General features: G+C 61.8%; 24 protein-coding genes and 4 tRNA genes. 8 read left to right on the plus strand and 20 right to left on the minus strand.

Annotated features, from left to right (window positions below):
- Positions 1–245: 245 nt before the first annotated feature.
- Positions 246–497, plus strand: a complete 252-nt coding sequence (gene oprI / locus LJX93_RS17510) for an outer membrane lipoprotei OprI (RefSeq protein ID WP_003259780.1) — start codon at positions 246–248, stop codon at positions 495–497.
- 123 nt (positions 498–620) lie between these two features.
- Here the strand turns inward: oprI and LJX93_RS17515 are convergent, their stop codons facing one another.
- From LJX93_RS17515 to LJX93_RS17525, 3 genes are all read right to left on the minus strand, one after another.
- On the minus strand, positions 621–1,598 hold the full coding sequence (locus tag LJX93_RS17515) for a L,D-transpeptidase family protein (RefSeq protein WP_033699085.1): 978 nt from the start codon (positions 1,596–1,598) through the stop codon (positions 621–623).
- A 119-nt stretch (positions 1,599–1,717) separates the two neighbouring features.
- A complete protein-coding gene (locus LJX93_RS17520) occupies positions 1,718–1,999 on the minus strand; it encodes a hypothetical protein (protein ID WP_033699086.1) in 282 nt (93 codons plus the stop codon).
- A 58-nt stretch (positions 2,000–2,057) separates the two neighbouring features.
- Complete coding sequence (locus tag LJX93_RS17525) at positions 2,058–2,663, minus strand: arylesterase (RefSeq protein ID WP_033699088.1); 606 nt, start codon at positions 2,661–2,663, stop codon at positions 2,058–2,060.
- A 10-nt stretch (positions 2,664–2,673) separates the two neighbouring features.
- Between LJX93_RS17525 and LJX93_RS17530 the strand changes: the two genes are divergently transcribed.
- Both LJX93_RS17530 and LJX93_RS17535 read left to right on the plus strand, forming a co-directional pair.
- Complete coding sequence (locus tag LJX93_RS17530; RefSeq protein ID WP_033699089.1) at positions 2,674–3,357, plus strand: ABC transporter ATP-binding protein; 684 nt, start codon at positions 2,674–2,676, stop codon at positions 3,355–3,357.
- 5 nt (positions 3,358–3,362) lie between these two features.
- Positions 3,363–5,870, plus strand: coding sequence for an ABC transporter permease (locus LJX93_RS17535; RefSeq protein ID WP_033699091.1), 2,508 nt, complete (start codon positions 3,363–3,365; stop codon positions 5,868–5,870).
- 36 nt (positions 5,871–5,906) lie between these two features.
- On the opposite strand, the gene greB is transcribed toward LJX93_RS17535, so the two are convergent.
- The 3 genes from greB to LJX93_RS17550 all read right to left on the minus strand — a co-directional run bounded on the left by greB (position 5,907) and on the right by LJX93_RS17550 (position 8,291).
- Entirely contained in the window at positions 5,907–6,380 is a 474-nt protein-coding gene (greB, locus tag LJX93_RS17540; RefSeq protein ID WP_033699093.1) for a transcription elongation factor GreB, read from the minus strand.
- Between the two features lie 11 nt (positions 6,381–6,391).
- A complete protein-coding gene (locus LJX93_RS17545; protein ID WP_033699094.1) occupies positions 6,392–6,700 on the minus strand; it encodes a hypothetical protein in 309 nt (102 codons plus the stop codon).
- 184 nt (positions 6,701–6,884) lie between these two features.
- Positions 6,885–8,291, minus strand: coding sequence for a transglycosylase SLT domain-containing protein (locus tag LJX93_RS17550; protein WP_227696246.1), 1,407 nt, complete (start codon positions 8,289–8,291; stop codon positions 6,885–6,887).
- A 158-nt stretch (positions 8,292–8,449) separates the two neighbouring features.
- On the opposite strand from LJX93_RS17550, the gene LJX93_RS17555 reads away from it, so the two are divergent.
- The 3 genes from LJX93_RS17555 (at position 8,450) to LJX93_RS17565 (ending at position 11,318) form a co-directional block, all read left to right on the plus strand.
- The gene (locus LJX93_RS17555) at positions 8,450–9,247 is read left to right on the plus strand and encodes a TatD family hydrolase (protein WP_033699096.1); all 798 of its coding nucleotides are present in this window, start codon (positions 8,450–8,452) and stop codon (positions 9,245–9,247) included.
- Between the two features lie 135 nt (positions 9,248–9,382).
- Entirely contained in the window at positions 9,383–10,861 is a 1,479-nt protein-coding gene (locus LJX93_RS17560) for a methyl-accepting chemotaxis protein (protein WP_033699097.1), read from the plus strand.
- 88 nt (positions 10,862–10,949) lie between these two features.
- Positions 10,950–11,318 carry an Mpo1-like protein gene (locus tag LJX93_RS17565; RefSeq protein ID WP_227696247.1) on the plus strand — a complete coding sequence of 123 codons (369 nt, stop codon included), beginning with the start codon at positions 10,950–10,952 and terminating at the stop codon, positions 11,316–11,318.
- Between the two features lie 18 nt (positions 11,319–11,336).
- Here LJX93_RS17565 and LJX93_RS17570 read toward each other — a convergent pair whose 3' ends face one another.
- The 3 genes from LJX93_RS17570 to LJX93_RS17580 form a co-directional block, all read right to left on the minus strand.
- The gene (locus LJX93_RS17570; protein WP_033699100.1) at positions 11,337–12,134 is read right to left on the minus strand and encodes an acyl-CoA thioesterase; all 798 of its coding nucleotides are present in this window, start codon (positions 12,132–12,134) and stop codon (positions 11,337–11,339) included.
- A gap of 116 nt (positions 12,135–12,250) precedes the next feature.
- A complete protein-coding gene (locus tag LJX93_RS17575) occupies positions 12,251–13,018 on the minus strand; it encodes a CHAD domain-containing protein (protein WP_033699101.1) in 768 nt (255 codons plus the stop codon).
- Positions 13,019–13,032: 14 nt separating this feature from the next.
- The gene (locus tag LJX93_RS17580) at positions 13,033–13,311 is read right to left on the minus strand and encodes a hypothetical protein (RefSeq protein WP_027593946.1); all 279 of its coding nucleotides are present in this window, start codon (positions 13,309–13,311) and stop codon (positions 13,033–13,035) included.
- Between the two features lie 162 nt (positions 13,312–13,473).
- Here LJX93_RS17580 and LJX93_RS17585 point away from each other — a divergent pair, with 162 nt between their 5' ends.
- On the plus strand, positions 13,474–14,514 hold the full coding sequence (locus LJX93_RS17585) for a patatin-like phospholipase family protein (RefSeq protein ID WP_033699102.1): 1,041 nt from the start codon (positions 13,474–13,476) through the stop codon (positions 14,512–14,514).
- A 66-nt stretch (positions 14,515–14,580) separates the two neighbouring features.
- Here the strand turns inward: LJX93_RS17585 and LJX93_RS17590 are convergent, their stop codons facing one another.
- The 11 genes from LJX93_RS17590 to LJX93_RS17640 all read right to left on the minus strand — a co-directional run bounded on the left by LJX93_RS17590 (position 14,581) and on the right by LJX93_RS17640 (position 24,302).
- On the minus strand, positions 14,581–16,452 hold the full coding sequence (locus LJX93_RS17590; RefSeq protein ID WP_227696248.1) for a SurA N-terminal domain-containing protein: 1,872 nt from the start codon (positions 16,450–16,452) through the stop codon (positions 14,581–14,583).
- A 181-nt stretch (positions 16,453–16,633) separates the two neighbouring features.
- Positions 16,634–16,906, minus strand: coding sequence for an HU family DNA-binding protein (locus LJX93_RS17595; protein ID WP_016485887.1), 273 nt, complete (start codon positions 16,904–16,906; stop codon positions 16,634–16,636).
- Positions 16,907–17,058: 152 nt separating this feature from the next.
- Positions 17,059–19,455 (minus strand): endopeptidase La, encoded by a 2,397-nt coding sequence (gene lon, locus LJX93_RS17600; protein WP_033699105.1) that lies wholly within the window; start codon positions 19,453–19,455, stop codon positions 17,059–17,061.
- Positions 19,456–19,624: 169 nt separating this feature from the next.
- Positions 19,625–20,908, minus strand: a complete 1,284-nt coding sequence (gene clpX, locus LJX93_RS17605; protein WP_033699106.1) for an ATP-dependent Clp protease ATP-binding subunit ClpX — start codon at positions 20,906–20,908, stop codon at positions 19,625–19,627.
- A gap of 108 nt (positions 20,909–21,016) precedes the next feature.
- The gene (gene clpP / locus LJX93_RS17610) at positions 21,017–21,658 is read right to left on the minus strand and encodes an ATP-dependent Clp endopeptidase proteolytic subunit ClpP (RefSeq protein WP_027593952.1); all 642 of its coding nucleotides are present in this window, start codon (positions 21,656–21,658) and stop codon (positions 21,017–21,019) included.
- Positions 21,659–21,749: 91 nt separating this feature from the next.
- Positions 21,750–23,063, minus strand: coding sequence for a trigger factor (gene tig, locus LJX93_RS17615; protein WP_033699108.1), 1,314 nt, complete (start codon positions 23,061–23,063; stop codon positions 21,750–21,752).
- A gap of 247 nt (positions 23,064–23,310) precedes the next feature.
- On the minus strand, positions 23,311–23,610 hold the full coding sequence (locus LJX93_RS17620) for a DUF6388 family protein (protein WP_033699109.1): 300 nt from the start codon (positions 23,608–23,610) through the stop codon (positions 23,311–23,313).
- Positions 23,611–23,844: 234 nt separating this feature from the next.
- Positions 23,845–23,920 (minus strand) — tRNA-His (locus LJX93_RS17625).
- 49 nt (positions 23,921–23,969) lie between these two features.
- A tRNA-Leu gene (locus tag LJX93_RS17630) sits at positions 23,970–24,054 on the minus strand.
- A 55-nt stretch (positions 24,055–24,109) separates the two neighbouring features.
- A tRNA-His gene (locus LJX93_RS17635) sits at positions 24,110–24,185 on the minus strand.
- A 40-nt stretch (positions 24,186–24,225) separates the two neighbouring features.
- Positions 24,226–24,302 (minus strand) — tRNA-Arg (locus LJX93_RS17640).
- 270 nt (positions 24,303–24,572) lie between these two features.
- Between LJX93_RS17640 and folD the strand changes: the two genes are divergently transcribed.
- Positions 24,573–25,427, plus strand: coding sequence for a bifunctional methylenetetrahydrofolate dehydrogenase/methenyltetrahydrofolate cyclohydrolase FolD (folD, locus tag LJX93_RS17645; protein ID WP_033699110.1), 855 nt, complete (start codon positions 24,573–24,575; stop codon positions 25,425–25,427).
- Positions 25,428–25,483: the final 56 nt, after the last annotated feature.

The raw sequence follows: 25,483 nt of genomic DNA on the forward strand, positions 1-25,483 counted from the left end.
AAGGACAGTCAAAGTCACCGTTAGTTCAACAAAAAAGTTCCCGTACTACAAACGCTTGCGCGCCTTGGACGTTTTTTTCACAAAAGCGTCGCAATGCGTGTCGGCGTGAGCTGGCGTAACATTTTTTTTGCAGTTCTTGCGCTCAGTCAGTTTACTTACTACAAGTAATGGGTACTATGTACGCCGGCCAGTTTCTCTATTCCGAGAGATGGCTCTTTAATAGAAAGTCCTTGAAGGGGAACACGATGAACAACGTTCTGAAATTCTCTGCTCTGGCTCTGGCCGCAGTTCTGGCTACCGGTTGCAGCAGCGTATCCAAAGAAACCGAAGCTCGTCTGACTGCGACTGAAGACGCAGCAGCTCGCGCTCAAGCTCGTGCTGACGAAGCCTACCGTAAGGCTGACGACGCACTGGCAGCCGCTCAGAAGGCTCAGCAGACCGCTGACGAAGCCAACGAGCGCGCTCTGCGTATGCTGGACAAAGCCAGCCGCAAGTAATAGTCCTCACGGATTGTTATGAAGCCGACCCACTTGTGGGTCGGCTTTTTTATTGCCGATCAACACGCAGCGCACATACGAAAAGGCCTGCACTAAGGCAGGCCCTGGGCAGGTCGCGAAACCTTACTGCAATTCGGGCGGAATGCTCGTCACCATCGGTGCAGTACCCTGATTATCGACCGGCACGGCGATCTCGACAGGCATGCCATCTTCGGCGGCGACCACGTCGCGCACCATGTCCCAGTTCATCCGCAGGTTGTTCGCCAGGTCTTCACGCTTGAGCAAGGCATTGATGACCGCTGTGTGTTTGTCCACGACTGACGGGTTGCCCTGATCGTCCAGCGGAGTGTGCGCTTCGAGATAGACCTTGCCGGCACTGATACCGAACTTGTAGGGCTCGTTGATGATGCGTACCGGCGTACCGACCGGGACCATTTTGGACAGTTCGAGTACGTTGTTGTTGAGCATGCGGAAGCAACCATGGCTGGTACGCATGCCAATACCAAACTTCTTGTTCGAACCGTGAATCAGGTAACCCGGTACACCCAGGGTGAACTTGAAAGGCCCCAGTGGATTGTCTGGGCCGGCAGGCACCACTGTCGGCAAGATATCGCCGTCGGCAGCATGCTCGGCACGGATAGAGGCCGGCGGGGTCCAGGTCGGATTCGGGGTCTTGGCGGTAATCTTGGTGTTGGCGATCGGCGACCCCCACCCTTCACGACCGATACCCAACGGGAAGGTATGCACCACGCTCTCCCCTTTCGGGAAGTAGTACAGGCGGTACTCGGCAAGGTTGATGACGATACCTTCGCGCGGGCCGGGCGGCAGCACATAGCGGGTAGGCAGGATGATCTCGGTGCCGGCACCCGGCAACCAGGGGTCGACACCCGGGTTGGCGGCGATCATTTCCAGGTAGCCAAGGTCGTTGGCGGTACCGATGTCGGCGAACGTGTCTTCGTACTTGGCCTTGATCACCTGCACCTGGCCGACAATGTCTTCACCGGGGGGTGGCAGTGGCAGTTCCAGCGCAGCAGCGGGGCCCGCTACCAGCAGGGCGGCCAGGGACAGGCTACGGGTGACGGCAGGAAAGCGCGGCAACATCCGGTAAATCCTTCGAAAGGTGGGTCAAGAGGATCGATTGTACACCCGCACCGATGCAAGCGGGAGGCATTGGCGGTATGCAAGCGTTTCAGATGATGAAAGGTGTGACAGTTTGCCCGTCAAAGCTGCGGCCACACCGGGCGCATGCCGCGCCGCTGGGCGTCGAGAATGGCACGGCACAGCGCGCACAGACGGTTGTCGCGGTAGATCGAGCGCTGCACGCCCGACCAGCGCGGCTGCGCGGGCAGCAGGCCGCCACACAGGGTACGGTCGACCGGCACGCCAAGCTCAAGCTGGCGAGCGGCCAGGTGGACGCGGATTTCCTGGCAGGCAAACAGGTCGAGCTGTTCGTCAGGCTCGATCAGTTGGTAGGCATAAAGGGACCAGGCAGGGCGCGGCATCGGGGGCTCTCGAAACGGGGGGCGCAACCTTAGCCGAAACCCGCCCCCGTTTAAAGCGTCACAGCAAGGGTTTTATCTTCGGCCAGGCATTTTCCAGCAAGCGCTGCTGGGCACCTTGCGCCGGATGGATGCCATCGGCCTGCATCAGCTCCGGCACGCCCCCCACGCCCTCAAGGAAAAAAGGCACTAATGGCACCTGTTTGTCTGCCGCCAACTGCTCATACACCTGGGCAAACGCCGTGGTGTAGCGCACGCCATAATTGGGCGGCAGGCGCATACCCAGCAGCAGCACCTTGGCACCCGCTTGCCGAGCGCTCTCGATCATCGAAGCAAGATTTTGTTGCAATTGCTGCGGCGGCTGCCCGCGCAGCCCGTCATTGCCGCCCAACTCCAGCACAACCACGGCCGGCTTGTGCGCTGCAAGCAGCGCCGGCAGCCGCGCCTGGCCTCCGGCGCTGGTGTCACCACTGATCGAGGCATTGACCACCTGATCATCGAAACCTTCGTCCTTGAGCCGGGTCTGCAACAAAGAGACCCACCCCTGGCGGCTATCCAGGCCAAAACCGGCGCTGATACTATCGCCAACCACCAGCACCGTTCCCGCCGTGGCGCTCTGGGCCAGGCAATACAAGGCCAGACCGGCACTCAACCACCACATTCGCATTGGATTCTCCATGGGCCCCAGCATTCTCGTTGCGCAGAACCTTAGCAAAGTGGTCCCCAGCGCGGAAGGCGACCTGACCATCCTCCACGCACTTTCTCTCGACCTCGCCCAGGGCGACAGCCTGGCCATCGTCGGCGCTTCGGGCTCAGGCAAGTCGACCTTGCTCGGCTTGCTGGCCGGCCTCGACCGCCCCAGCGCCGGCAAGGTCATCCTCGCCGGGCACGACCTGGGGCCACTGGACGAAGACCAACGCGCCCGCGTGCGCGCCGAGCATGTCGGGTTCGTGTTCCAGTCGTTCCAGCTGCTCGACAGCCTCAACGCACTGGAGAATGTCATGCTGCCGTTGGAGCTCGACGGGCGCCGCGATGCCCGCGAGCACGCCCGCACCCTGCTCGAACGGGTTGGCCTGGGCAAGCGCCTGAGCCACACGCCGCGCCAGCTGTCCGGCGGTGAGCAACAGCGGGTAGCCATCGCCCGCGCCTTCGCCGCACAACCTGCCGTGCTGTTCGCCGACGAGCCCACCGGCAACCTCGACAGCCATACCGGCGAGCGCATCAGCGACCTGCTGTTCGAATTGAACAAGGAGCGTGGCACCACCCTGGTACTGGTCACCCATGACGAGCGCCTGGCCCGCCGCTGCCGGCGCCTGATCCGCCTGGACGCGGGGCGCCTGGTAGCCCCCGTGGAGGTCTGAGCCCGATGACCAGCATGCCCTTCTCCCGACTGTGCGGCCTGGCATTACGCCAGTTGCTCCGCGACATCCGCGCCAGCGAAGTGCGCGTGCTGTTCTTTGCCCTGCTGGTAGCCGTAGCCGCCAGCACCGCAATCGGTTACTTCGGCGCCCGCCTCAACGGCGCCATGCAACTGCGCGCCAGCGAGTTCCTCGGCGCCGACCTGGTGCTGCAGGGCAGCTCACCGGCCCGCGACGAGCAGATCAGTGCAGGCACATCACTCGGTTTGCGCCACGCACAGGTGGTCGAGTTCACCAGTGTGGTGGGCGGCGATAGCGGCATCCAGTTGTCCAGCGTCAAGGCCGCCGACGGCGCCTACCCCTTGCGCGGGCAAGTCCGCAGCGCCGCCGCACCCTATGCCGAAGAAACCCCCGGCGGTGGCCCGGCGCCCGGCGAGGCCTGGGTAGAACCGAGGTTGCTGGCCGCGCTGGGGCTGTCGATCGGCGACAGCATCGATGTGGGCATGAAAACCCTGCGCATGAGCCGTGTACTGACCTACGAACCGGACCGCGCCAATAATTTCTACAGCCTGACCCCTCGGGTAATGATGAACCTCACGGACCTGCAGGCGACCGGGGTGATCCAGCCCGGCAGCCGGGTGACCTATCGTGACCTGTGGCGCGGCGACATCGACGCACTGGCCCAGTATCGCCAGGCCGTGGAAAAAAACCTGGCGGCCAGCCAGCGCCTGCGCGACACCCGCGATGGCAACCGGCAGATCGGTGGCGCCTTGAGCAAGGCCGAACGCTATCTGAACATGGCCAGCCTGGTGGCGGTACTGCTGGCCGGCGTTGCCGTGGCCATGTCGGCCAGCCGCTACGCCGCACGGCGTCTGGATGCCAGTGCACTGCTGCGCTGCCTTGGCCTGTCCCGGCGGCAGGCGCTGGGCCTGTACTGCCTGCAACTGGCCATGCTTGGCCTGGTGGCGGCCGTGGCAGGCGCCCTGCTCGGCTGGCTGGCACAGTTGGGCCTGTTCCGGCTGCTGCATGGCCTGCTGCCGAGTGTGGTGCCACCGGGCGGCATCTTGCCGGCGCTCGCCGGTATGGGCACCGGGCTGGTGGCCCTTGCTGGCTTCGCCTTGCCGCCGCTCGCCGCCCTCGGCCAGGTGCCGCCATTGCGCGTGTTGCGCCGCGACCTGCTGCCGGTGCCGCCCAGCAGTTGGCTGGTGTATGGCGCTGCCTTGCTGGCCCTGGGCCTGATCATGTGGCGCCTGAGCCTCGACCTGCTGCTGACGTTCGCACTGCTGGGCGGCGGCCTGGTCGCCGCCGTGGTACTCGGCGGCCTGTTGCTGCTCGGGCTCCGCAGCCTGCGCCAACTGCTGGTCGGCGCACCGCTGGCCTGGCGCCTGGGGCTGGGGCAGCTGTTACGTCACCCCTTGGCAGCCGCTGGCCAGGCGCTGGCATTTGGCCTGATCCTGTTGGCCATGGCGCTGGTTGCACTGCTGCGCGCCGAACTGCTCGACACCTGGCAGGCGCAACTGCCCAAGGACGCGCCGAATCATTTTGCCCTGAACATCCTGCCAGATGATCGCGAGCCGTTCGCCCAGCGCCTGCGGCAGGTCAATGCGGCCTCGGCGCCGCTATACCCGGTGACACCCGGCCGCCTGGTCCAGATCAACCAGCAACCGGTGCAACAGGTCGTCAGCAAGGACTCTGCCGGCGAGCGGGCCGTACAACGCGACCTCAGCCTGACATGGGCCGCCGAGCTACCCGACGGCAACGCGCTGACTGCGGGCGACTGGTGGCAGGCGCTGCCTTCCGGCGATGAGGTGCCCGGTGTATCGGTCGAGGCGGAACTGGCCACCAGCCTGAAGCTACAACTGGGCGACCTGCTGACCTTCGACATCGGTGGCCAGCAACGCCAGGCCCGGGTCAGCAGCCTGCGCAGCGTGCACTGGGACAGTTTCCAGCCGAACTTCTACATGATCTTCCAGCCTGGAACGCTGCAGGGGTTACCCACCACTTACCTCACCAGTTTCTACCTGGCCCCAGGTCATGACCTGGATGTGGTCGCCCTGTCCCGGGCCTTCCCGGCAGTGACCATCCTTCAGGTCGACGCCTTGCTTGATCAACTGCGCAGCATCCTCGCCCAAGTCACCCTGGCGGTCGAGTATGTACTGTTGTTCGTGTTGGCGGCGGGGCTGGCCGTGCTGTTTGCCGGCTTGCAGGCAACGCTCGACGAACGCATCCGCCAGGGCGCCTTGCTGCGTGCGCTGGGTGCGGCGCGGCCATTGCTGGTCAAGGCGCGGCGTATCGAGTTCGGCCTCTTGGGCGCGGCCAGCGGCCTACTGGCCGCACTCGGTTGCGAGTTGATCACGCTGGTGCTGTACCGCTACGCCTTCGACCTGCAGTGGCACCCGCACCCATGGCTGCTGGTACTGCCACTGGCGGGGGCAGTGCTGGTGGGTGGAGCTGGGGTGCTTGGCACAAGGCGGGCGCTCAATGCCAGCCCGTTGACGGTGTTGCGGGAGGGGTAAGAAACACCGTGAATGGCCGCTACAGGCAATCGCCGATCATTGCCCGTAGCGGATGCTGTTCACGTACCACGCCGCATCCCCGGTCGGGGTCTTTACCACCACCTCATCGCCCTCCTCCTTCTTGAGCAAGGCCCGGGCCATGGGGGAGTCGATCGAGATGTAGTCGTTGCGCCCATAGATTTCGTCATACCCGACAATGCGAAACTTCTTGGTCTCACCCTCGTCGTTCTCGATCTCGACCCAAGCGCCGAAAAACACCCTGCCCTCCTGCTCCGGCGAATAAGCCACCACCTTTACATCTTCAAGGCGTTTGCGCAGGTACCGCACCCGACGGTCGATCTCGCGCAACAGCTTCTTGTTGTACTGGTAGTCGGCATTCTCGCTGCGATCGCCAAGCGAAGCTGCCCAGGCGACCTTCTGGGTGATCTCGGGGCGGTACACGCGCCACAGGTGATCCAGCTCCTTCCTCAGGGCCTCATGACCTTCGGTGGTGATGATATTGGTGCTCAACAGCACTCTCCTCAACGGCGGGTAATCAGGCCTTGGCGAGCAATGCGAGTGAGATGGCCGATAACTTCGGCGGCCTCGGCAGAGGCCGGCGACTGTATCACTGCCAGGTCGAAACGGTCGTTGCCGTACTGCGCAAGGTGGCAGCAGGTTTCGGTGAACTGGATGAGAAAGGCACGGGCCTGGCCTTTACGACGCGAAAGCCCTTCAAGGTGACGCAAAAGAGTGGGTTGATGCTGGCCACCGAGCAGGATACGCGGTGTGCGGGAAGCCTGGTTGGCAGGCAAAGGGCTCAAACAGACACTGGTACGTGGGCAACTCATGGCGCTTCTCTCAGCCTCGCGATTCCCGCTGGGCAGCGGTGGGAGGCGTCACCGAACCAGCGCTTTAGCGGTATTTCGGATGACCGGAGGGGCCTTTCCTGCGCCCCGCAAGTAGCTGTTTAAATCGGCGCAGGCGGTATGCTAGAGCTACAAGCGCTAAGTTACAAGCCTCAAGCTGCATTGCTCAGCGCTTGGCCACCCGCTCCAGCACGGCACGCTCGCGGTTGAACGCCAGGAAGTACTTGTTGACGCTGTTGACGAAATTGACCGGGCCCATGCCGACCTGCTCCATGGCAATACGCTCGGTCTGGAAAAACCACTGGTTGCCGTTGAGCCCACGCCGACGCGCTTCGGCACGCATCGCCTGGACCCGCTCGGGCCCCAGATTGTAAGCCGCCAGCACGAACGCCATGCGCTCGCGCTCGTTGATCTGTGGGCTGGCAAAGAACTTGCGCCGGATCAACGCCAGGTAGCGGGCACTGGCCTGCACATTGCCGTCAACCGTGGCGGTATTGCTCACCCCTACCCGCTGGGCGGCCGAAGGGGTGATCTGCATCAGGCCGTGGGCCCCGCCTGTGCCGCGCGCAGCGGGGTTGAGTGTCGACTCCTTGAAGGCCAGCGCCGCCAGGTTGAGCCAGTCGATCTGCTGCGCTTGGCCATGCTTCTGCAGCACCGCACGCACCGCACTGAGGCGTTGGCGATCCTTGCTCGCCAAAGGGTTGTGTACCCGGTACTGACGGCGGTAGATACGCTCGAACGCGGCGTCCTGGTTGTCCGGCGCGCGATAGCCCTGAAGGAAGCGATCGACCGTGGCCAGCAATTGCGGCGCGTCGCGCCCCACATACCAGCGCATTGCTTGCGGCGAGCCCAGGTGCACACGGCTGTCCAGGCGCAGACGCGGCATGACCCTGGCCCACCGCCGGGCAATCGGGCGCTCTACCACGGTCAGGTGGTAGATGCCGGCCTGCACCATCTCCAGCACATCCTCCACCGCCAGGGTCGAATCGACCCACTCCACCTTGATCGGCGCGCGCTTGCGCAGGGCCAACTGCTGGTTCACCTGCTGGATCACCGGGCCGGCAGCACTGGCACTGGTCAAGGCCACGGTGCGCCCGGACAACTGCTCGACATGGCTGAAGCTGCGCTCCCCCTTGCGCCCGACCAGCAACAAGGGCACTTGGTCCAGCACCGGCGCGCTGCTGCTGACACCGCGCACCACCACCGGGTCGAGCAGTTCACCGGGCGCCGCCAGGTCGCCCTCGCCGCGCTGCAACGCACCCAGCAACTGCTCCTTGGCCCGAGGGATAAGCTTCAGCTGAATCTGCTGCCCGTCACCTGCTCGGGCATTCAGGTAATGCTCGAGCGCACGCAGGCGGTAGTATTCGATGCCGACCGGCTCGCCCTTGACCTCGCCAGAGCTGTTGCGGCTTTGATTGACCAGCACCCGCAACACCTTGCTCGCCCGAACCTGCTGCAGGTCGCGCAGCTTGCTGGGCGGGATGTTCTGCTGCGGCCCCGGCAGGCGCGCCTGGGCAACACCGGCCGTGGTCAGCCCAAGCATCAGCAGGAAGGTCAGCAGGTATCGCAGCATGCGAAAACGAGTCCGAGGTCGGTGGGCGGCACTCATGTGGCATGGCCGCCTAGTGATAAATGACGGCAGAAGACCACGGCAACCGCATGAAGTTCTTGGATTTTTCCGAGAAACGCGGATTTTGCTATGCTGGCCGCCCCGCGGCACGAGGTAGCACCATGCAACTGATCGATATCGGCGTCAACCTGACCAACAGCAGTTTCCACGACCAGCAGGCCGCCATCGTCGAGCGCGCCATCGAGGCCGGCGTGGCGCAGATGGTGCTGACCGGCACCAGCCTTGCGGTCAGCGAACAGGCACTGGAGCTGTGCCAGCAGCTGGATGCGGCCGCTGAACACCTGTTCACCACGGCGGGCGTCCACCCCCACGATGCCAAGTCCTGGGACGCTGGCAGCGAGCGGCAACTGCGCCAATTGTTGAATGAGCAACGGGTGCGCGCAGTCGGTGAATGCGGCCTGGACTTCAACCGCGACTTCTCCCCTCGCCCTCAGCAGGAAAAGGCCCTGGAGGCACAGCTGACGCTCGCTGCCGAACTAGGCTTGCCCGTGTTTCTGCACGAACGCGACGCCAGCGAGCGCTTGCTGGCCATCCTCAAGGACTACAGGGACCACTTGACCGGCGCTGTGGTGCATTGTTTCACCGGCGAGCGCGAGGCGTTGTTCGCCTACCTGGACCTGGACCTGCACATCGGCATCACCGGCTGGATTTGTGACGAACGTCGTGGGACGCACCTGCACCCGCTGGTCGGTAATATCCCTGAAGGACGCCTGATGCTGGAGAGCGATGCGCCTTACCTGCTGCCGCGCAGCCTGAGGCCAAAGCCGAAAAATGGCCGTAACGAACCGGCGTTTCTGCTGGAAGTGCTGAGGGAGGTGGCGCTGCACCGGGGCGAGTCGATGGAACACACGGCAACCCATACCACCGCGGCGGCACGGGCATTCTTTCGGCTGAGCTAAGCCTGCATCGGGCCCCCGTGGATACAGGCACCTCGGATTTTTCTTGATACACATCAAGAACGGCTCTGGCGGGCGCAGGCACAATGATGGCACCTTGCCAATATTGTTTCCGCTCAACTCAGAGAAGACCTGCCCATGGGTGCCTGGCTTAGCAATGTTTCCCTGAAGTACAAATTCTGGGCCGTCAACGCGGTGGCCTTTGTCACGACCCTTTTGCTGGTGCTGTACGCCGTACATCTGGAGCAGCGTGCCCGCGCGGACGCCGCTCAGGCCCAAGCGGCGGCACAGGCCCAGCTGTTGGCAACATGGCCCGTCGGGCAAACGCTGCCCCGCCAGGCCAATGTCATCACCTGGCTGCCAGGCCAGACCCCGACCTTTGCCGGCGAACCGCTGGAGGTCCTGCGCGACGCCCAGGGCTGGGTCGAACTGCCCGCTGCCTGGCTGCTTGGCGATAACCCCCTGCGCGGCGCCCAGGTGCTGCGCAACGGCGATCAGCAACTGGCCGTGCTGGCCCAGTCGCCGAGCGTACGCCAGGTGTTCTTCGAACGTTTCACCAACTATGCCGTGTGCGTGCTGATACTGATGCTGGCCATGCTTGGCGCCTCGCAGTTGCTGATCCGCTTTCTGCTCAGCCAGCTCAACACCCTCAAGGACGTCATGCTCCATGTGGAGAAGACCGGCGACCTGTCGGCACGCGTACCCCTGGCGTGCGGCGACGAAGTCGGCCAGATGGCGGGCGCCTTCAACGCCATGCAAGGCACCTATCACCGCGTGGTCAGCACTGTGGCCCACACCGCCGCACAGCTCGACGCCGGCGCCGCACGCCTGGCGGCGAGCATGAATGACGTACGCCACGGCATGCTCGGCCAGCAGAGCGAGACCGACCAGGCCGCCACGGCCATCAACCAGATGTCGGCCACGGTGCACCATATCGCCCAGCATGCCGGCGCCACACGCGACCTGTCGCAGACTGCAGATACCCTCGCCGGCAGCGGCCAGGAGGTCGTCAGCCGCGTTCAGGACTCGATTTCCGGGCTGTCCAGCGGCGTACAGCAGACCGCCGAGATGATCCGCCAACTGGCCGAGGACAGCCAGAAGATCAATGGCGTGGTCGGGGTGATCCACAGCATTGCCGAACAAACCAACCTGCTGGCACTCAATGCCGCCATCGAAGCAGCCCGTGCCGGTGACTTGGGCCGCGGCTTCGCAGTGGTCGCCGATGAGGTACGCAACCTGGCCAAGCGCGTGCAGACGTCCACGGACGAAATCACCACCATGGTCTCGGCGCTTCAGTCCGGCACCCGCGATGCAGTCGAGTTCATGCAGGAGAGCTCGTACAAGGCTGACGATTGCGTCCGGCAGGCCCAGGCAGCCGGTGCAGCGCTGGCCGAGATCACCGGTGCGGTCGCGCAGATGCGCGAAAGCAACACCCAGATCGCCGTGGCTGCCGAACAGCAGAGCCAGGTGGCCGAAGAAATGAACCGGGCAGTGGTGAGTATCCGCGACGTCACCGAACACACCGTGCAACAGACCGTCGGCTCGGCCACCACCAGCAACGAACTGGCGACGCTGGCCGGTGAGCTGAACAAGGTGATAGGCCAGCTCAAGCTATAGCCCCCATTTACAGTCACGATAGCCAGCCTCGATTGGCCCCCTTCCGGGGGCCGCACTAAGCTTTGGACATGACCGAGAGGACCTGCCCATGAGCAAACGCCTAACCAACCTGCCCGCCTGGCAATGGCGCGGCTACCACCATAATCACCGTCACCCGGCCAACCTGGTACTGCACCTGATCGCCGTGCCGCTGTTCATTCTCGGCACATTGCTGGTGCTGTCCGGCCTGTTCGCCCTGGACCTGGGGCAGATCGCCGTGGGCGTCATCTCCCTGATTGCCGGCCTGGGCCTGCAGCGCCACGGGCATCGCCTCGAAACCGAACAACCGGAGCCATTCGCCAACCGCAAAGACGCCGTGCAGCGCCTGCTGACCGAGCAGTTCATCACCTTTCCGCGCTTTGTGCTAAGCGGCGCCTGGTGGCGTGCCTGGCGCGAGCGGCACAAGCATCGCCGTTGACCCTGCCGCCCGTTACGGCTACGCGAAAACCGTCACCGTCTGCCGGCTCAATGCCAGCAACTCGCCCTCTGCGGACCACAGCGCGGCGGCGGCATGCCCATAACCCTCACGAGCGTGCTCGGTCTCGACGCAATAGCGGCACCAGTCCAGTGTCGACAACTGCGGTATGGGCTGGATGAATTCGATGGTCCAGGTCAGTGTGCTGCCCGCCGCCGGCCGCTTCAGGTGCGGCAACAGGCTGGGCGGCCAGGCATCTACCAGTGCCAGCAGGTGAGCCTCGTTCAACGGCTCGTCAGCGATGTCGCGCAGCCGTACCCAGCCCCCCATCTGCCGCGAATCGTTGCCACTGAACGGCAGCCCACCGACCGCCCAACGCAGGGCTACATGGCGCATGAACTCTGGGGTCACACCTTTGATGTAGGGAAGCTCAGGGGCAGCCTGCTCCAGCGGCTTCATGGCAACCGCAGCCTTGGCCGGGACCTCGACCTCCGAGGAGCGCGCCGCACCGAAATTGCCCTGCACCAGGGTGACGACCTGCCCCTCCTGCACCGCGCGGCCAAGCAAGGTACTGACCGCTTTGCCCTCACGCAGCACGTCGACCTCGAAACGGATCGGCACGTCAGCCGCAGCAGGCGCCACGAAACTGATCGCCAAAGAGCGCACAGGCCGATCATCGGCAAGCTTCAGGCGCATCGCTTCATACACCATGGCGGCCATGAGCCCGCCGAAAGCCGCGCGGCCCTGGGCCCATGACGCCGGTACCGAAACCGATTCAGGGTTGGCTCGAACGGCTTCGAGCAATTGGGTGAAGTTCATGGCAGGTAGGCTCCTGTGCCGTGGTGATCCGGGGCACGTCATTCACGTGCCCTGCATCAGGACATACTAACCAGCCACTCTGCACCGTTCAGCCCACATATCGGTCATTTGCCGGGCTATCGCTGCTTCAACGCCACCTGCAAGGCATCCAGCGTGACATCGGATTTGCCTGCGGCCTCCTGCAACTGCTGCTGCCAATCGGTTTTGCACACTGCCAGGTCGGCGTCCTCGCGCACCTGCAACAACCACTGCAGACGGTCATGCCACGCGCCCAGGTCGCTCTGCGCCTTCTTCAACAGACGTTGCAGTTTTTTCCCGGCATGCTCGAGTTGCGGGTAGGCCTCGTCGCCATAGCGTGCCCGTTTGATCAACAACCGTAGCCGATGCCGATCGTGGGCGGGGTCCGCCAATGCCTTGCGCAGCTTGCGCCATTGCTTGTCCAGGCGTTTGTCGATGCGCTTGCCCAGCGCATCCACCAGGCCTTCGCGATCAGCCGCGCGCAGGAACAACGGAAATGCATCGACGATCGCCAGCAGACGGGCCAGCTGCGCACAGCTCGCGACACTGGCAAAGGTCTTGCCCCGCCCCGCCAGCCGTCGCTGCGCCGCCTCGCTCAAGCCCCGCCCGAACAATTCGGCCGCCAGCACCTCGCGGTCACGCAGCGGCGTCGTCAAGGTACCTAGGGCCTTGGCTGCGCCTTCCAGTTGTTCGACCCCAGGCAACCCCCGCAGCGGCCGCAGCAGGCTGCGCAAGCGCCGTACAGCGATGCGCAGGTCATGCAATGCCTCGCTGTCGGTATTGGCGGCGAGGCGCTCACGGCAGGCCAGCAGGCGCACCTGCAAGGCCAGTATCTGTGACACCACGTGATCGAGCATGGCAGACATGGGACGCTCCTCGGTCAGCGGCCAGCGCGCGACTCACGAATGTAGAAACGCGCCTTCTCGGCCTTCTTGGTGCAACCTTCAAACCCCTCGAACTGCTGCTGGGTCTTGGCGCCGGTCAGCAGCGACAAGGCCTTGGAATAACTGACAGTACCGGCGAAACCCTCGGCCTTGGCCAGGTCGAGCTCCTTCCAGGCGGCATCCAGCTGGGTTGCGCAGCTGTCACGGTAGGCCGTCTTGCCCGCACAGCCAGCAAGGGCCAGGGCAATCAGTGGAAGGCAGATCCAGGCTTTCATCGGTAATTCCTCAAAGTGAAAAGAGTGGCTGTTCGACGCACCCGCAATAGAAAAGTGCCCGCCAAGGCGCTTTGCTTAGCGTAGATCAGCGCGGTGTACATTGAAGCACAGGCAGCAATGGGTGCATTGTTAAACCATGGTTGCACAGGCTGAGGGAAAATCATGAGTAAACGCGTTGCGCTGGTACTGGGATCGGGGGGTGCCCGAGGGTATGCACACATCGGTGTGATCGAAGAAATCGAACGACGCGGCTACGACATTGCCTGCGTCGCCGGCTGCTCCATGGGGGCGGTGGTGGGCGGCATCTATGCCGCCGGCAAACTCGAAGAGTATCGCAACTGGATCGAAAGCCTCGACTACCTGGACGTCCTGCGCCTGGTCGATGTCAGCTTCCGCCTTGGCGCGATCCGCGGTGACAAGGTGTTCGGCCAGATCCGCAAGATCGTCGGTGAGATCAACATCGAGCAGTTGCGCATCCCCTACACCGCAGTGGCCACCGACCTTACCAACCAACAGGAAATCTGGTTCCAGGAAGGGTGCCTGCACCAGGCCATGCGCGCGTCTGCAGCAATCCCCAGCCTGTTCACACCGGTGATGCAAGGCAACCGCATGCTGGTCGACGGTGGCATTCTCAACCCGCTGCCGATCGTGCCGGTGGTGTCCAGCCACTGCGACTTGATCATTGCGGTCAACCTCAACGCCACCAACCAGAAGCAGTACCAATTGCCGGTGATCGAACGCCCGGCGGCATTCAAGATGCGCTTCGATTCGCTGCTCAGCTCGCTGGGTTCACGCCTGCCCTTCCGTCGCAAGCCGGCGGAAGAGCTGATACGTATCGAACAGGAGATCGTTGCCGAAGGGCTGGCGCCGCCCAGCCCGTGGCTGGCAGGTACTGCAGACCCGGAAGGCCAGCAGCCTGCGGCGGCCCCCGAACGTGAAGGCGCACCCAAGTCTGCTACCGGGTCATTCATCATCGACAACGTGGGGCCTGCGTCGCTGCTGGACCTGATCAACCAAAGCTTCGAAGTGATGCAGACGTCGCTGGCGCAATACAAGATTGCAGGGTACCCGCCCGATGTACTGATCAACGTACCCAAGCGCGTGTGCCGGTTCTTCGAGTTCTACAAAGCACCGGAGCTGATTGCCCTGGGTCGGGAGATTGCGCGGGATACGCTGGATAATTATGAAGGGGTGAAGCGGTAGAGGGCCGCTCAGGCCAGAAACAAGACAGGCCGCATTACGCGGCCTGTCTTGTCATGCAACGATCACTCAGTAACGGGTGATATCAGCATTGGCTTCCAACTGCTTGCGGTAGGCAGCGAAGTCCTGCTGGCCGGCACGCGAAGCGAGGTAGCGGCGAATCTGCTGCTTCTCTTCGTCGGTGGCCGCAGCGCCTTCGTTGACCCCTTTGAGCTGCAAGACCACCAGGCTGCCGTCGCCCAGCACCACACTGGTGTAGACCGGCTTATCCTTGGCCTGCGGCTTGCCCAGGCGGAACACTGCCTGCAGCTCGGCCGGGTCGATGCCGTCCTCACCACGGGTCACTGCCTCGTAGGTTTTCCAGCCCTGACCCTCATGGACGCTGTCAGCGGCAATGGAGCCATCACGCAGGCCGGCAATCAACTTGTCCGCCTTGGTCTTGAGTTCGGCTGTCGCCTTCTCCTTGGCCAGGTGTTCGCTGATGTTCTTGGCCACGGCTTCCAACGGCAGCTGTTCCGGCTTGCGGTGCTCCTTGACGCGCAGCACCACGGTGGTTTCCGGATCGAGCTCGATGGCGGTGCTGTTGGCAGCCTCCTCCAGCACTTCCTCCGAGAACGCCGCCTGAACCACCGCACGGTTGGCAGTGATACCTTCGCCACCCTCACGGCCGAACGCGGCGGAGGTGTGCACCTTCAGGTTCAGGTCTTGGGCAGGCTGAGCCAGGTCGGAAGCCTCGTAAGCGGCATCCTGCAACTGCTTGCTGGCGTCGACGTAGCGCTGTTCGACCAGCGGGGTCTTCAAGTCACGGGTCAGCTTGTCCTTCAGGCTGGCGAAACTTGGTACTTGCGGCGCCTCGACACCCAGCAGCTTGATCAGGTGGTAACCGAACTCGGTGCGCACCGGGGCCGATACCTGGCCATCTTTCAACTGGTACAAGGCATCTTCAAAGGCCGGGTCGTACACGCCAGGGCCGGCGAAGCCGAGGTCACCACCCGTAGTGGCCGAACCTGGGTCCTGGGAGAACTCCTTGGCCAGTGCGGCAAAGTCTTCACCCTTGGCCAGGCGCTGTTCGATCTCTTCGGCACGGGCCTTGGCCTGGGCGTCGGTGACCTTGTCGTTGACCTCGATCAGAATGTGCGCGGCATGGCGCTGTTCGGCGAGGTTGGCGATTTCTTTCTCGTACTGGGCCTTGAGCTCGTCATCACTAACCTTGACCTGGTCAAAGAACACCGACTTCTTCAGCTCGATGTAATCGATGACAACCTGGTCAGGCGACATGAATTCCTTGGCGTGCTGGTCGTAGTGCGCCTTGACCTCTGCTTCGCTGACCTTGACCGCGGCCGGGTCGGCCTTGAAGGTCAGGGAGGCGAAATCGCGGGTCTGCTTCTCCAGGCGCGCGAACGCCTCGACCTGCTTGTCAGTGACGAAGCTGCTGCCGGCAAGGCCGGTACGCAGTTGGCCGATGAGCATTTCCTCGGCAAGCATGTCGCGGAATTGCAGGCGGCCATAACCCATCTGGCGAATGACCTGGTCGAAACGATCGGCGTTGAACTTGCCGTCAACCTGGAACTCCGGAGTCTGCAGGATCACTTGATCCAGCGCGGCCTCGGAGAAGGCGAACTTGGCGTCTTCGGCGCCCTGCAACAGCAGCTTGCGAGTGATCAGGCCCTTGAGTGCCTCATCACGCAGCAGCTTGTCATCCAGCAGCGCAGGGTCGAAATCCTTGCCCAACTGTTGCATCAGCTGGCGGCGCTGCATGTCGGTCGCCTGGCTTAGCTCGTTCTGGCTGATGGTCTGGCCGTTCACCTCGGCGGCGTCCTGGCTATGGCTGGCAGCCTGGAAAATGGCCTCGAAGCCGGTCAACGCCATCAACACGACGATAAGGCCGATGATGGTCTTGGCAATCCAACCTTGTGAATTGTCCCTGATATTTTGCAGCATGCGTCCCCCAGAAACGGCTGTACCACTGCGTCGACAACCGCGGAGCGTGGGTAGAATCCTGATAAAAGAAAGGCGCATCCGAGGATGCGCCTTTTCTTAGCAAACGTGTCAGGCGGGAACGTTTGCGACCCGCCTCACGTGCTCGAACCTGGCCAGGCCGGGTCCGGCTGAAAGAGACGACTTAGTTGACGGCGTCTTTCAGGCCTTTGCCAGCCTTGAAGCCTGGAACCTTGGCGGCTTCGATCTTGATAGCCTTGCCAGTTTGAGGGTTACGGCCAGTACGCTCGGCGCGATCCTTGACCGAGAAGGTACCGAAGCCAACCAGAACGACGTCGTCGCCTGCTTTCAGGGCACCCGTTACGGAGTCGATCACAGCATCCAGAGCCTTACCTGCGGTAGCTTTGGAAATGTCAGCCGATGCAGCGATAGCGTCAATCAGTTCCGACTTGTTCACTCTAAGTCCCCTTATTTCTCTAATGAGTTTGTTTCTAAGTATGTAATGAAAAGCGTATGTAACGTGCGCTGGGTGGCCTGATAACAATAGCGTGCCGCTTTATAGCAAGGCCCCGAAAAAACTGTCAAGGAAAGCCCCCCAGCTAAAAACTACTAATGCGTGCTGATTCTTTCCTTAGCATCGCTGTCGCGCTTCTCATCCTTTGCGACAATCTCCGGAGCCACATCTGGCAAGGGCTCCGGGGCGTATTGCAGCGCAATTTGCAGGACTTCGTCAATCCATTTGACCGGTTTGATCTGAAGATCCTGTTTGATATTTTCCGGAATCTCCTTCAGGTCGCGAACATTCTCCTCGGGAATGATCACCGTCTTGATGCCGCCACGGTGTGCCGCCAGCAGTTTTTCCTTCAACCCGCCAATGGCCAGGACCTGACCACGCAAGGTGATCTCGCCGGTCATTGCCACGTCGGCACGTACCGGAATCTGCGTCAGCGCCGACACCAGCGCGGTGCACATGCCGATACCGGCACTTGGGCCGTCCTTGGGCGTGGCGCCCTCGGGCATGTGGATATGCACATCATGCTTCTCGTGGAAGTCAGCTGCGATGCCCAGGCTGCGGGCGCGGCTGCGCACCACGGTCTGCGCGGCAGTGATCGACTCGACCATGACATCGCCCAGGGAACCGGTCTTGATCAGCTGCCCCTTGCCGGGGATCACCACCGCCTCGATGGTCAGCAATTCGCCACCCACCTGGGTCCACGCCAGGCCGGTTACCTGACCGATCTGGTCCTGTTGCTCGGCTAGGCCGTAACGGAACTTGCGCACGCCCAGCAGGTGTTCGAGCTGCTCGCTGGACACTTTTACCTTGACCTGCTTCTGCCCGGTATGTTCCTTGACCACCTTGCGGCAGACCTTGGCAATCTGCCGCTCCAGGCCCCGCACGCCGGCTTCGCGGGTGTAGTAACGGATGATGTCGCGGATCGCCGAGACATCGATCTCGAGCTCTTCCTTCTTCAGGCCGTTGGCCTTGACCTGCTTGGGCACCAGGTACTTGACCGCGATGTTGATCTTCTCGTCTTCGGTGTAGCCCGGCAGACGGATGACTTCCATGCGGTCCAGCAACGCTGGCGGGATGTTCATCGAGTTGGAGGTGCAGAGGAACATCACGTCCGAGAGGTCGTAGTCGACTTCCAGGTAGTGGTCGTTGAAGTTGTGGTTCTGCTCGGGGTCGAGTACTTCGAGCAATGCCGAGGCCGGGTCGCCACGCATGTCGCTGCCCATCTTGTCGATCTCGTCGAGCAGGAACAGCGGGTTGCGCACGCCCACCTTGGTCATCTTCTGGATCAGACGGCCCGGCATGGAGCCGATGTAGGTGCGACGGTGGCCACGAATCTCGGCCTCGTCACGCACGCCGCCCAGGGCCATGCGCACGAACTTGCGGTTGGTGGCGGCAGCAATCGACTCGGCCAGCGAGGTCTTACCGACGCCAGGCGGGCCGACCAGGCACAGCACCGGGCCGCGGATCTTCTTCACGCGCTTTTGCACGGCAAGGTATTCAAGGATGCGTTCCTTGACCTCTTCGAGGCCATAGTGGTCGGCATCAAGGATTTCCTCGGCCTTGGCCAGGTCCAGGCGCACCTTGCTCTGGGCCTTCCACGGCACCTGGACGAGCCAGTCGAGGTAGGAGCGAACCACCGTCGCTTCAGCCGACATCGGCGACATCTGCTTGAGCTTGTTCAGCTCGGCCTGGGCCTTGGTCAGGGCATCCTTGGGCAGGCCAGCGGCTTCGATGCGCTTTTTCAGCTCTTCGACTTCGTTGTGGCCTTCGTCGCCATCACCGAGCTCTTTCTGAATGGCCTTCATCTGCTCATTCAGGTAGTACTCGCGCTGGCTGCGCTCCATTTGCTTTTTGACCCGACCACGGATGCGCTTCTCGACCTGCAACAGGTCGATCTCGGCATCCAGCAGCGCCAGCACGTGCTCGACGCGGGTCGTCAGGTCGACGATCTCGAGGATTTCCTGCTTCTGCTCGATCTTCAGCGCCATGTGCGCGGCCATGGTATCGACCAGGCGCCCAGGCTCTTCGATGCTGTTCAACGACGACAGTACTTCGGCGGGCACTTTCTTGCCCAACTGCACGTACTGCTCGAATTGCGACAGCAACGTGCGCACGAAGACTTCCGACTCGCGCTCGGCGGCATCGACTTCATCGATCAGGGAAACTTCGGCACGGATGTGCCCTTCTACTTCGGTGAAGCGCTCGACCGCACCGCGCTGCTCGCCCTCGACCAGCACCTTGACGGTGCCATCGGGCAGTTTCAGCAATTGCAACACGGTGGCAACGGTACCGACACGGTACAGGGCGTCTTCGCCTGGATCGTCATCGGCCGGGTTCTTCTGGGCCAGCAGCAGAATCTGCTTCTCGCCCGTCATCGCTGCCTCAAGGGCTTCGATGGATTTTTCGCGCCCCACGAACAGCGGGATGACCATGTGCGGGTAAACAACGACATCGCGCAATGGCAAAAGAGGCAAGTCGAGGGTGGTCTTCATGATTTCGCCTCTACAGCGGCCTTTATGGCCGGAAACCGGTGGAAATGATGCTTGGACCTAATGTGGGGGCACGCCTGGGAAATTACAAGCGCTTGCGCAGGAAAAGCAGAAAGGGGCCCGTAGGCCCCTTTCTTTCTTGCTTGCAACCACCACCTGGTTATCGCCTGGATCAGGCGTCAGGTGCGGCCTTGGCTTGCGGCTCGCTGTTCTCGTAGATCATCAGCGGCTGCGAAGTACCCTCGATGACGCTCTCATCGATCACCACCTTGCTGACATCCTTCTGCGAAGGGATCTCGTACATGGTGTCGAGCAGCACACCTTCGAGGATCGAACGCAGGCCACGGGCACCGGTTTTGCGCTCCAAGGCCTTGCGAGCAACGGCCTTGAGTGCATCGCTGCGGAACTCGAGGTCGACGCTTTCCATCTCGAACAGCTTGGCATACTGCTTGGTCAGCGCGTTCTTCGGCTCGGTGAGGATCTGCATCAAAGCAGCCTCATCCAGCTCATCGAGCGTCGCCAGTACAGGCAGACGGCCGACGAACTCGGGGATCAGGCCAAACTTGACCAGGTCGTCCGGCTCGACTTCACGCAGGGACTCGCCAACTTTCTTGCCTTCTTCCTTGCTACGTACTTCTGCGCTGAAACCAATGCCACCCTTGGTGGAGCGGTTCTGGATGACCTTTTCCAGGCCCGAGAACGCGCCACCGCAAATGAACAGGATATTGCGGGTATCAACCTGCAGGAATTCCTGTTGCGGGTGCTTGCGCCCACCTTGCGGCGGAACCGAAGCAACGGTGCCTTCGATCAGTTTCAACAGCGCCTGCTGCACGCCTTCGCCCGATACGTCACGGGTGATGGACGGGTTGTCCGACTTGCGCGAAATCTTGTCGATTTCGTCGATGTAGACAATGCCCATCTGGGCCTTTTCCACGTCGTAGTCGCACTTCTGCAGCAGTTTCTGAATGATGTTCTCGACGTCCTCACCCACATAACCGGCTTCGGTCAGGGTGGTGGCGTCAGCAATGGTGAACGGTACGTTCAGCAGACGTGCAAGGGTTTCGGCGAGCAGGGTCTTGCCCGAGCCGGTAGGCCCGATGAGCAGGATGTTGCTCTTGCCGAGTTCGACTTCGTCGCCCTTCTTGTCACGCTGGTTAAGGCGCTTGTAGTGGTTGTACACCGCTACGGCCAGCACCTTCTTCGCGCGCTCCTGACCAATCACATACTGGTCCAGGATGCCGCTGATTTCTTTCGGCGAAGGCAATTTGTGCGCGCTGCTCTCGGCCTGGGCTTCCTGCACCTCCTCACGGATGATGTCATTGCACAGGTCGACGCACTCGTCGCAGATAAATACCGAGGGCCCGGCAATCAATTTGCGCACTTCGTGCTGGCTTTTGCCGCAGAAGGAGCAATAGAGCAATTTGCCGCTGTCCTCGCCGTTACGGGTGTCAGTCATTCGATCGATCCAATCCGGTAGGCTTGCAACACAAGATGAAGGCAATTGCGGGCTTTTTCAAGTCCGCAGGTAGGCGCTTTCGGCGCCCACCTGCTCTGGCCCCTGGGATCAGGAGGCCAGTTGCCGCTTGTCGTATACCGAGTCGATCAGGCCGTACTCGGCCGCGCGCGAGGCGCTCATGAAGTTGTCACGCTCGGTGTCGCGCTTGATGGTCTCCAGATCCTGGCCAGTGTGGTAGGCCAGCAACTCGTTCAGACGCGCCTTGATATTGAGGATTTCCTGGGCGTGGATCTCGATATCGGTAGCCTGGCCCTGGAAGCCGCCCAGCGGCTGGTGAATCATCACACGCGAGTTAGGCAGGCAGTGACGCTTGCCTTTGGCACCGGCAGTCAGCAGGAAGGCGCCCATGCTGCAGGCTTGGCCGATGCAGATGGTCGAGACGTCCGGCTTGATGAACTGCATGGTGTCGTAGATCGACATGCCAGCGGTGACCGAGCCACCCGGCGAGTTGATGTACAGATGGATATCCTTGTCCGGGTTTTCCGCTTCGAGGAACAACATCTGCGCCACGACGAGGTTGGCCATGTAGTCTTCTACCGGGCCCACCAGGAAAATCACTCGCTCCTTCAACAAACGCGAGTAGATGTCGTAAGCGCGCTCGCCACGGGCGGACTGCTCGATAACCATCGGGACCAGGCCGCCTGCGGCCTGGATGTCAGAGCTCTGCTGAATATAAGAATTGCGGGACATGTCCTGCGCTCACTCCCAAATAGTCATGGCTTGAATACGCACAAGCCAGCGCGAAGGCTGGCTTGTGGGGGTTTCCTACGAGAGTAGCGTATTACTCGGCTTCGGCAGGTGCCTCAGCGGGTTTTACGGCTTCTTCGTACGAGACCGATTTGTCGGTCACAGTCGCTTTCTGCAGAACAGTATCTACAACTTGCTCTTCCAGCACAACCGAACGGACTTCGTTCAGTTGCTGGTCGTTCTTGTAGTACCAGGAGATGACCTGCTCTGGCTCTTGGTAAGCCGAGGCCATTTCTTCGATCATCTCGCGAACCTTGCCTTCGTCTGGCTTCAGTTCGAACTGCTTGACCACTTCAGCGACGATCAGGCCCAGGACCACACGGCGCTTGGCTTGTTCGGTGAACAGCTCGGCCGGCAGTTGCTCAGGCTTGATGTTGCCGCCGAACTGTTGAACAGCCTGCACGCGCAGACGGTTGACTTCGTTCTCCAGCAGGGCTTTTGGCACTTCGATCGGGTTGGCGGCCAGCAGACCGTCCATGACCTGGTTCTTGACCTTGGCCTTGATCGCCTGACGCAACTCACGCTCCATGTTCTTGCGAACTTCGGTGCGGAAGCCTTCCAGGGTCGATTCCTTGATGCCGAACTGGGCGAAGAATTCTTCGTTCAGCTCAGGCAGCGCAGGTGCCGAAACGCTGTTGACGGTGATGGTGAACTCGGCGGCCTTGCCGGCCAGGTCCAGGTTCTGATAGTCCTCTGGGAAGGTCACGTTGACAACGCGCTCTTCGCCAGCCTTGGCGCCTACCAGGCCATCTTCGAAGCCTGGGATCATGCGGCCGGAGCCCAGCACCAGCTGAGTGCCCTTGGCCGAACCGCCAGCGAACACTTCACCGTCTACCTTGCCGACGAAGTCGATGTTGACTTGGTCGTCGTTCTGCGCAGCGCGCTCAACGGTTTCGAAGCGGGTGTTCTGCTTGCGCAGCACTTCCAGCATGTTGTCCAGGTCGGCGTCAGCCACTTCGGCGCTCAGGCGCTCGACGTTGATCGACTCGAGGCCGGCAACAGTGAACTCAGGGAACACTTCGAAGATAGCGACGAATTCCAGGTCCTTGCCTTTTTCGAAGGACTTCGGCTCGACAGCCGGAGCGCCAGCCGGGTTCAGCTTCTGCTCGACCACAGCTTCGTAGAAGGAAGACTGGACCAGATCACCGAACACTTCCTGACGGGCGTCAGCTTCGAAACGCTGACGGATCACGCTCATCGGTACTTTGCCAGGACGGAAGCCTGCAACCTTGGCGCGACGGGCAGTCTGCTGCAGACGCTTGTTGACTTCGGTCTCGACGCGATCGGCCGGGACGGCGATGGTCATGCGGCGCTCGAGAGCGGAAGTGTTTTCAACAGAAACTTGCATGGATATTCCTCGTTGCACAGACGTTAGCCGGCGTTAGCCCGACTCCAGAATCAAGGGCAAGCATTCTAGTGAGTCGCGCAGCAGAAGTCACCCCACTCGGGACGACGGGAAACCACGCCGGTCGATTAACTTGCAGGGCACGTACGGCGTACCGTCGAGCCCGATTCACTTGAGGCTGCGCGCCACCTTGGGCGACCCGCAGCCGAAATACCTTGTCAAACAACTGCAGCCAGCGAATTCACCTTCTTTATTGAGGGTCGATTTCGTTGAACTGGCAGTACTCTTCCCAGGCCATGCCCAGCGCCTCAGCGACCTCGCGGTGCGTCTCCAGGCGCATGGCCTGCAGCTGCTCCGGGCTTTCGGCGATCAATTGCAGCGCCAGCTCCCAAGGTTCTATACCTTGCTCCTCGGCCGCATCTTCGAAGGCCCATTCGATCTGCTGGGCTTGCTCATGCGCATCCAGCTCGCGGATTTCTTCGAGCAGTTGCGGGTTGGCGTCGGCGAAGCGCTGCAGCGCCATGGCCTGACGGGCTTCTTTTGCAATCATGGGGTCTTTCCTCTGCCGACCGCAGGGCCGGTGCTTCAACCGGCTGAAATCTATCAGCTTTTATTGGGGCGCCACCAGAGGATTACAAGGGGGATCAGGTGGATTGCCAAACACTTTTCCGCCGCGCACAAAAAAAGCCGCAAGCAGCGGCTTTTCTCGACATCCCACCACGCCCGCGTGGTGTAGACAAAACAAAGGCGCCTGATTTTACAATCAAGGCGCCTTCGAAAAATATGGGGTGGACGATGGGAATCGAACCCACGACAACTGGAATCACAATCCAGCGCTCTACCAACTGAGCTACGCCCACCATATTGCGGTCTTGCGGTATGTTACAAATGCAGGGTGTTACAGAAGCATGGTGCGGACGAAGAGACTCGAACTCTTACAGCTTGCGCCGCTGGAACCTAAATCCAGTGTGTCTACCAATTTCACCACGTCCGCGTAACGCTTAAAACAAAGGCGCCGGATCGTACAATCAAGGCGCCCCTGTAAAATATGGGGTGGACGATGGGAATCGAACCCACGACAACTGGAATCACAATCCAGCGCTCTACCAACTGAGCTACGCCCACCATATTGCGGTACAACTACTTGCTTGCCTAAGCTGCCTGATGGCGCACCCGGCAGGACTCGAACCTGCGACCATCCGCTTAGAAGGCGGATGCTCTATCCAGCTGAGCTACGGGCGCATAAGCGATCAGCCTAACCGAACGATGACTCAACAGCGAACTGCCAAACCACTCATTCTGCCCGACTTTGCCAACCAGTGCTAGGCAGTGCCCGACAAGTGCGGCGAATGTTATAGCCGAGCCGCTAGGTCGTCAACATCTTTTTCTAAAAAATTTAAATTATTTAAGGGGTTAGGGGATTTGCCCGACCACCCGCCTTTGCCCTCGGGCCGTGTCGTGCGAGAATGTGCGCTCTTTATTGTTTCCTTCTCGATGGTTAATCACGCGTCTATGACTGCACACCTAATCGATGGCAAGGCGATCGCCGCCAGCCTGCGCCAGCAGATCGCTCAACGTGTCGTGGAGCGTCGCCAGCAAGGCCTGCGCACCCCGGGCCTGGCTGTGATCCTGGTCGGCACCGACCCCGCCTCCCAAGTCTATGTCTCGCACAAGCGCAAGGACTGTGAAGAGGTCGGCTTCATTTCCCAGGCGTTCGACCTGCCCAGCGAAACCTCGCAGCAAGCCCTGACCGAGCTGATCGACCGCCTCAATGACGACCCGGCCGTCGACGGCATCCTGCTGCAACTGCCGCTGCCCGCTCACCTGGACGCCTCGCTGCTGCTCGAGCGCATCCGCCCGGACAAAGATGTCGACGGCTTCCATCCGTACAATGTCGGCCGCCTGGCCCAGCGTATTCCGCTGCTGCGTCCCTGCACGCCGAAAGGCATCATGACCCTGCTCGAAAGCACCGGTCAGGACCTGTACGGCATGAACGCGGTCATCGTCGGCGCCTCCAATATCGTCGGCCGCCCCATGGCCATGGAGCTGTTGCTGGCCGGTTGCACCGTCACGGTCTGCCACCGCTTCACCAAAGACCTGGCCGGCCACGTCGGCCGTGCCGACCTGGTGGTCGTGGCCGCCGGCAAGCCGGGGCTGGTCAAGGGTGAGTGGGTCAAGGAAGGCGCCATCGTCATCGACGTGGGCATCAACCGCCAGGAAGATGGCAAGCTGGTTGGCGACGTGGTCTACGAGACTGCCTTGCCACGCGCCGGCTGGATCACCCCAGTGCCGGGTGGCGTCGGCCCGATGACCCGGGCTTGCTTGCTGGAAAACACGCTGTATGCAGCTGAAGAGCTGCATAAGTAAGAAAGCGTGAAAAAAACGGCACCTATTGCAGGTGCCGTTTTTTTTGCCTGCGGTTT

Origin of the sequence: Pseudomonas sp. HN2-3, from assembly GCF_020691745.1 — a bacterium.
Lineage (GTDB): Bacteria > Pseudomonadota > Gammaproteobacteria > Pseudomonadales > Pseudomonadaceae > Aquipseudomonas > Aquipseudomonas capeferrum.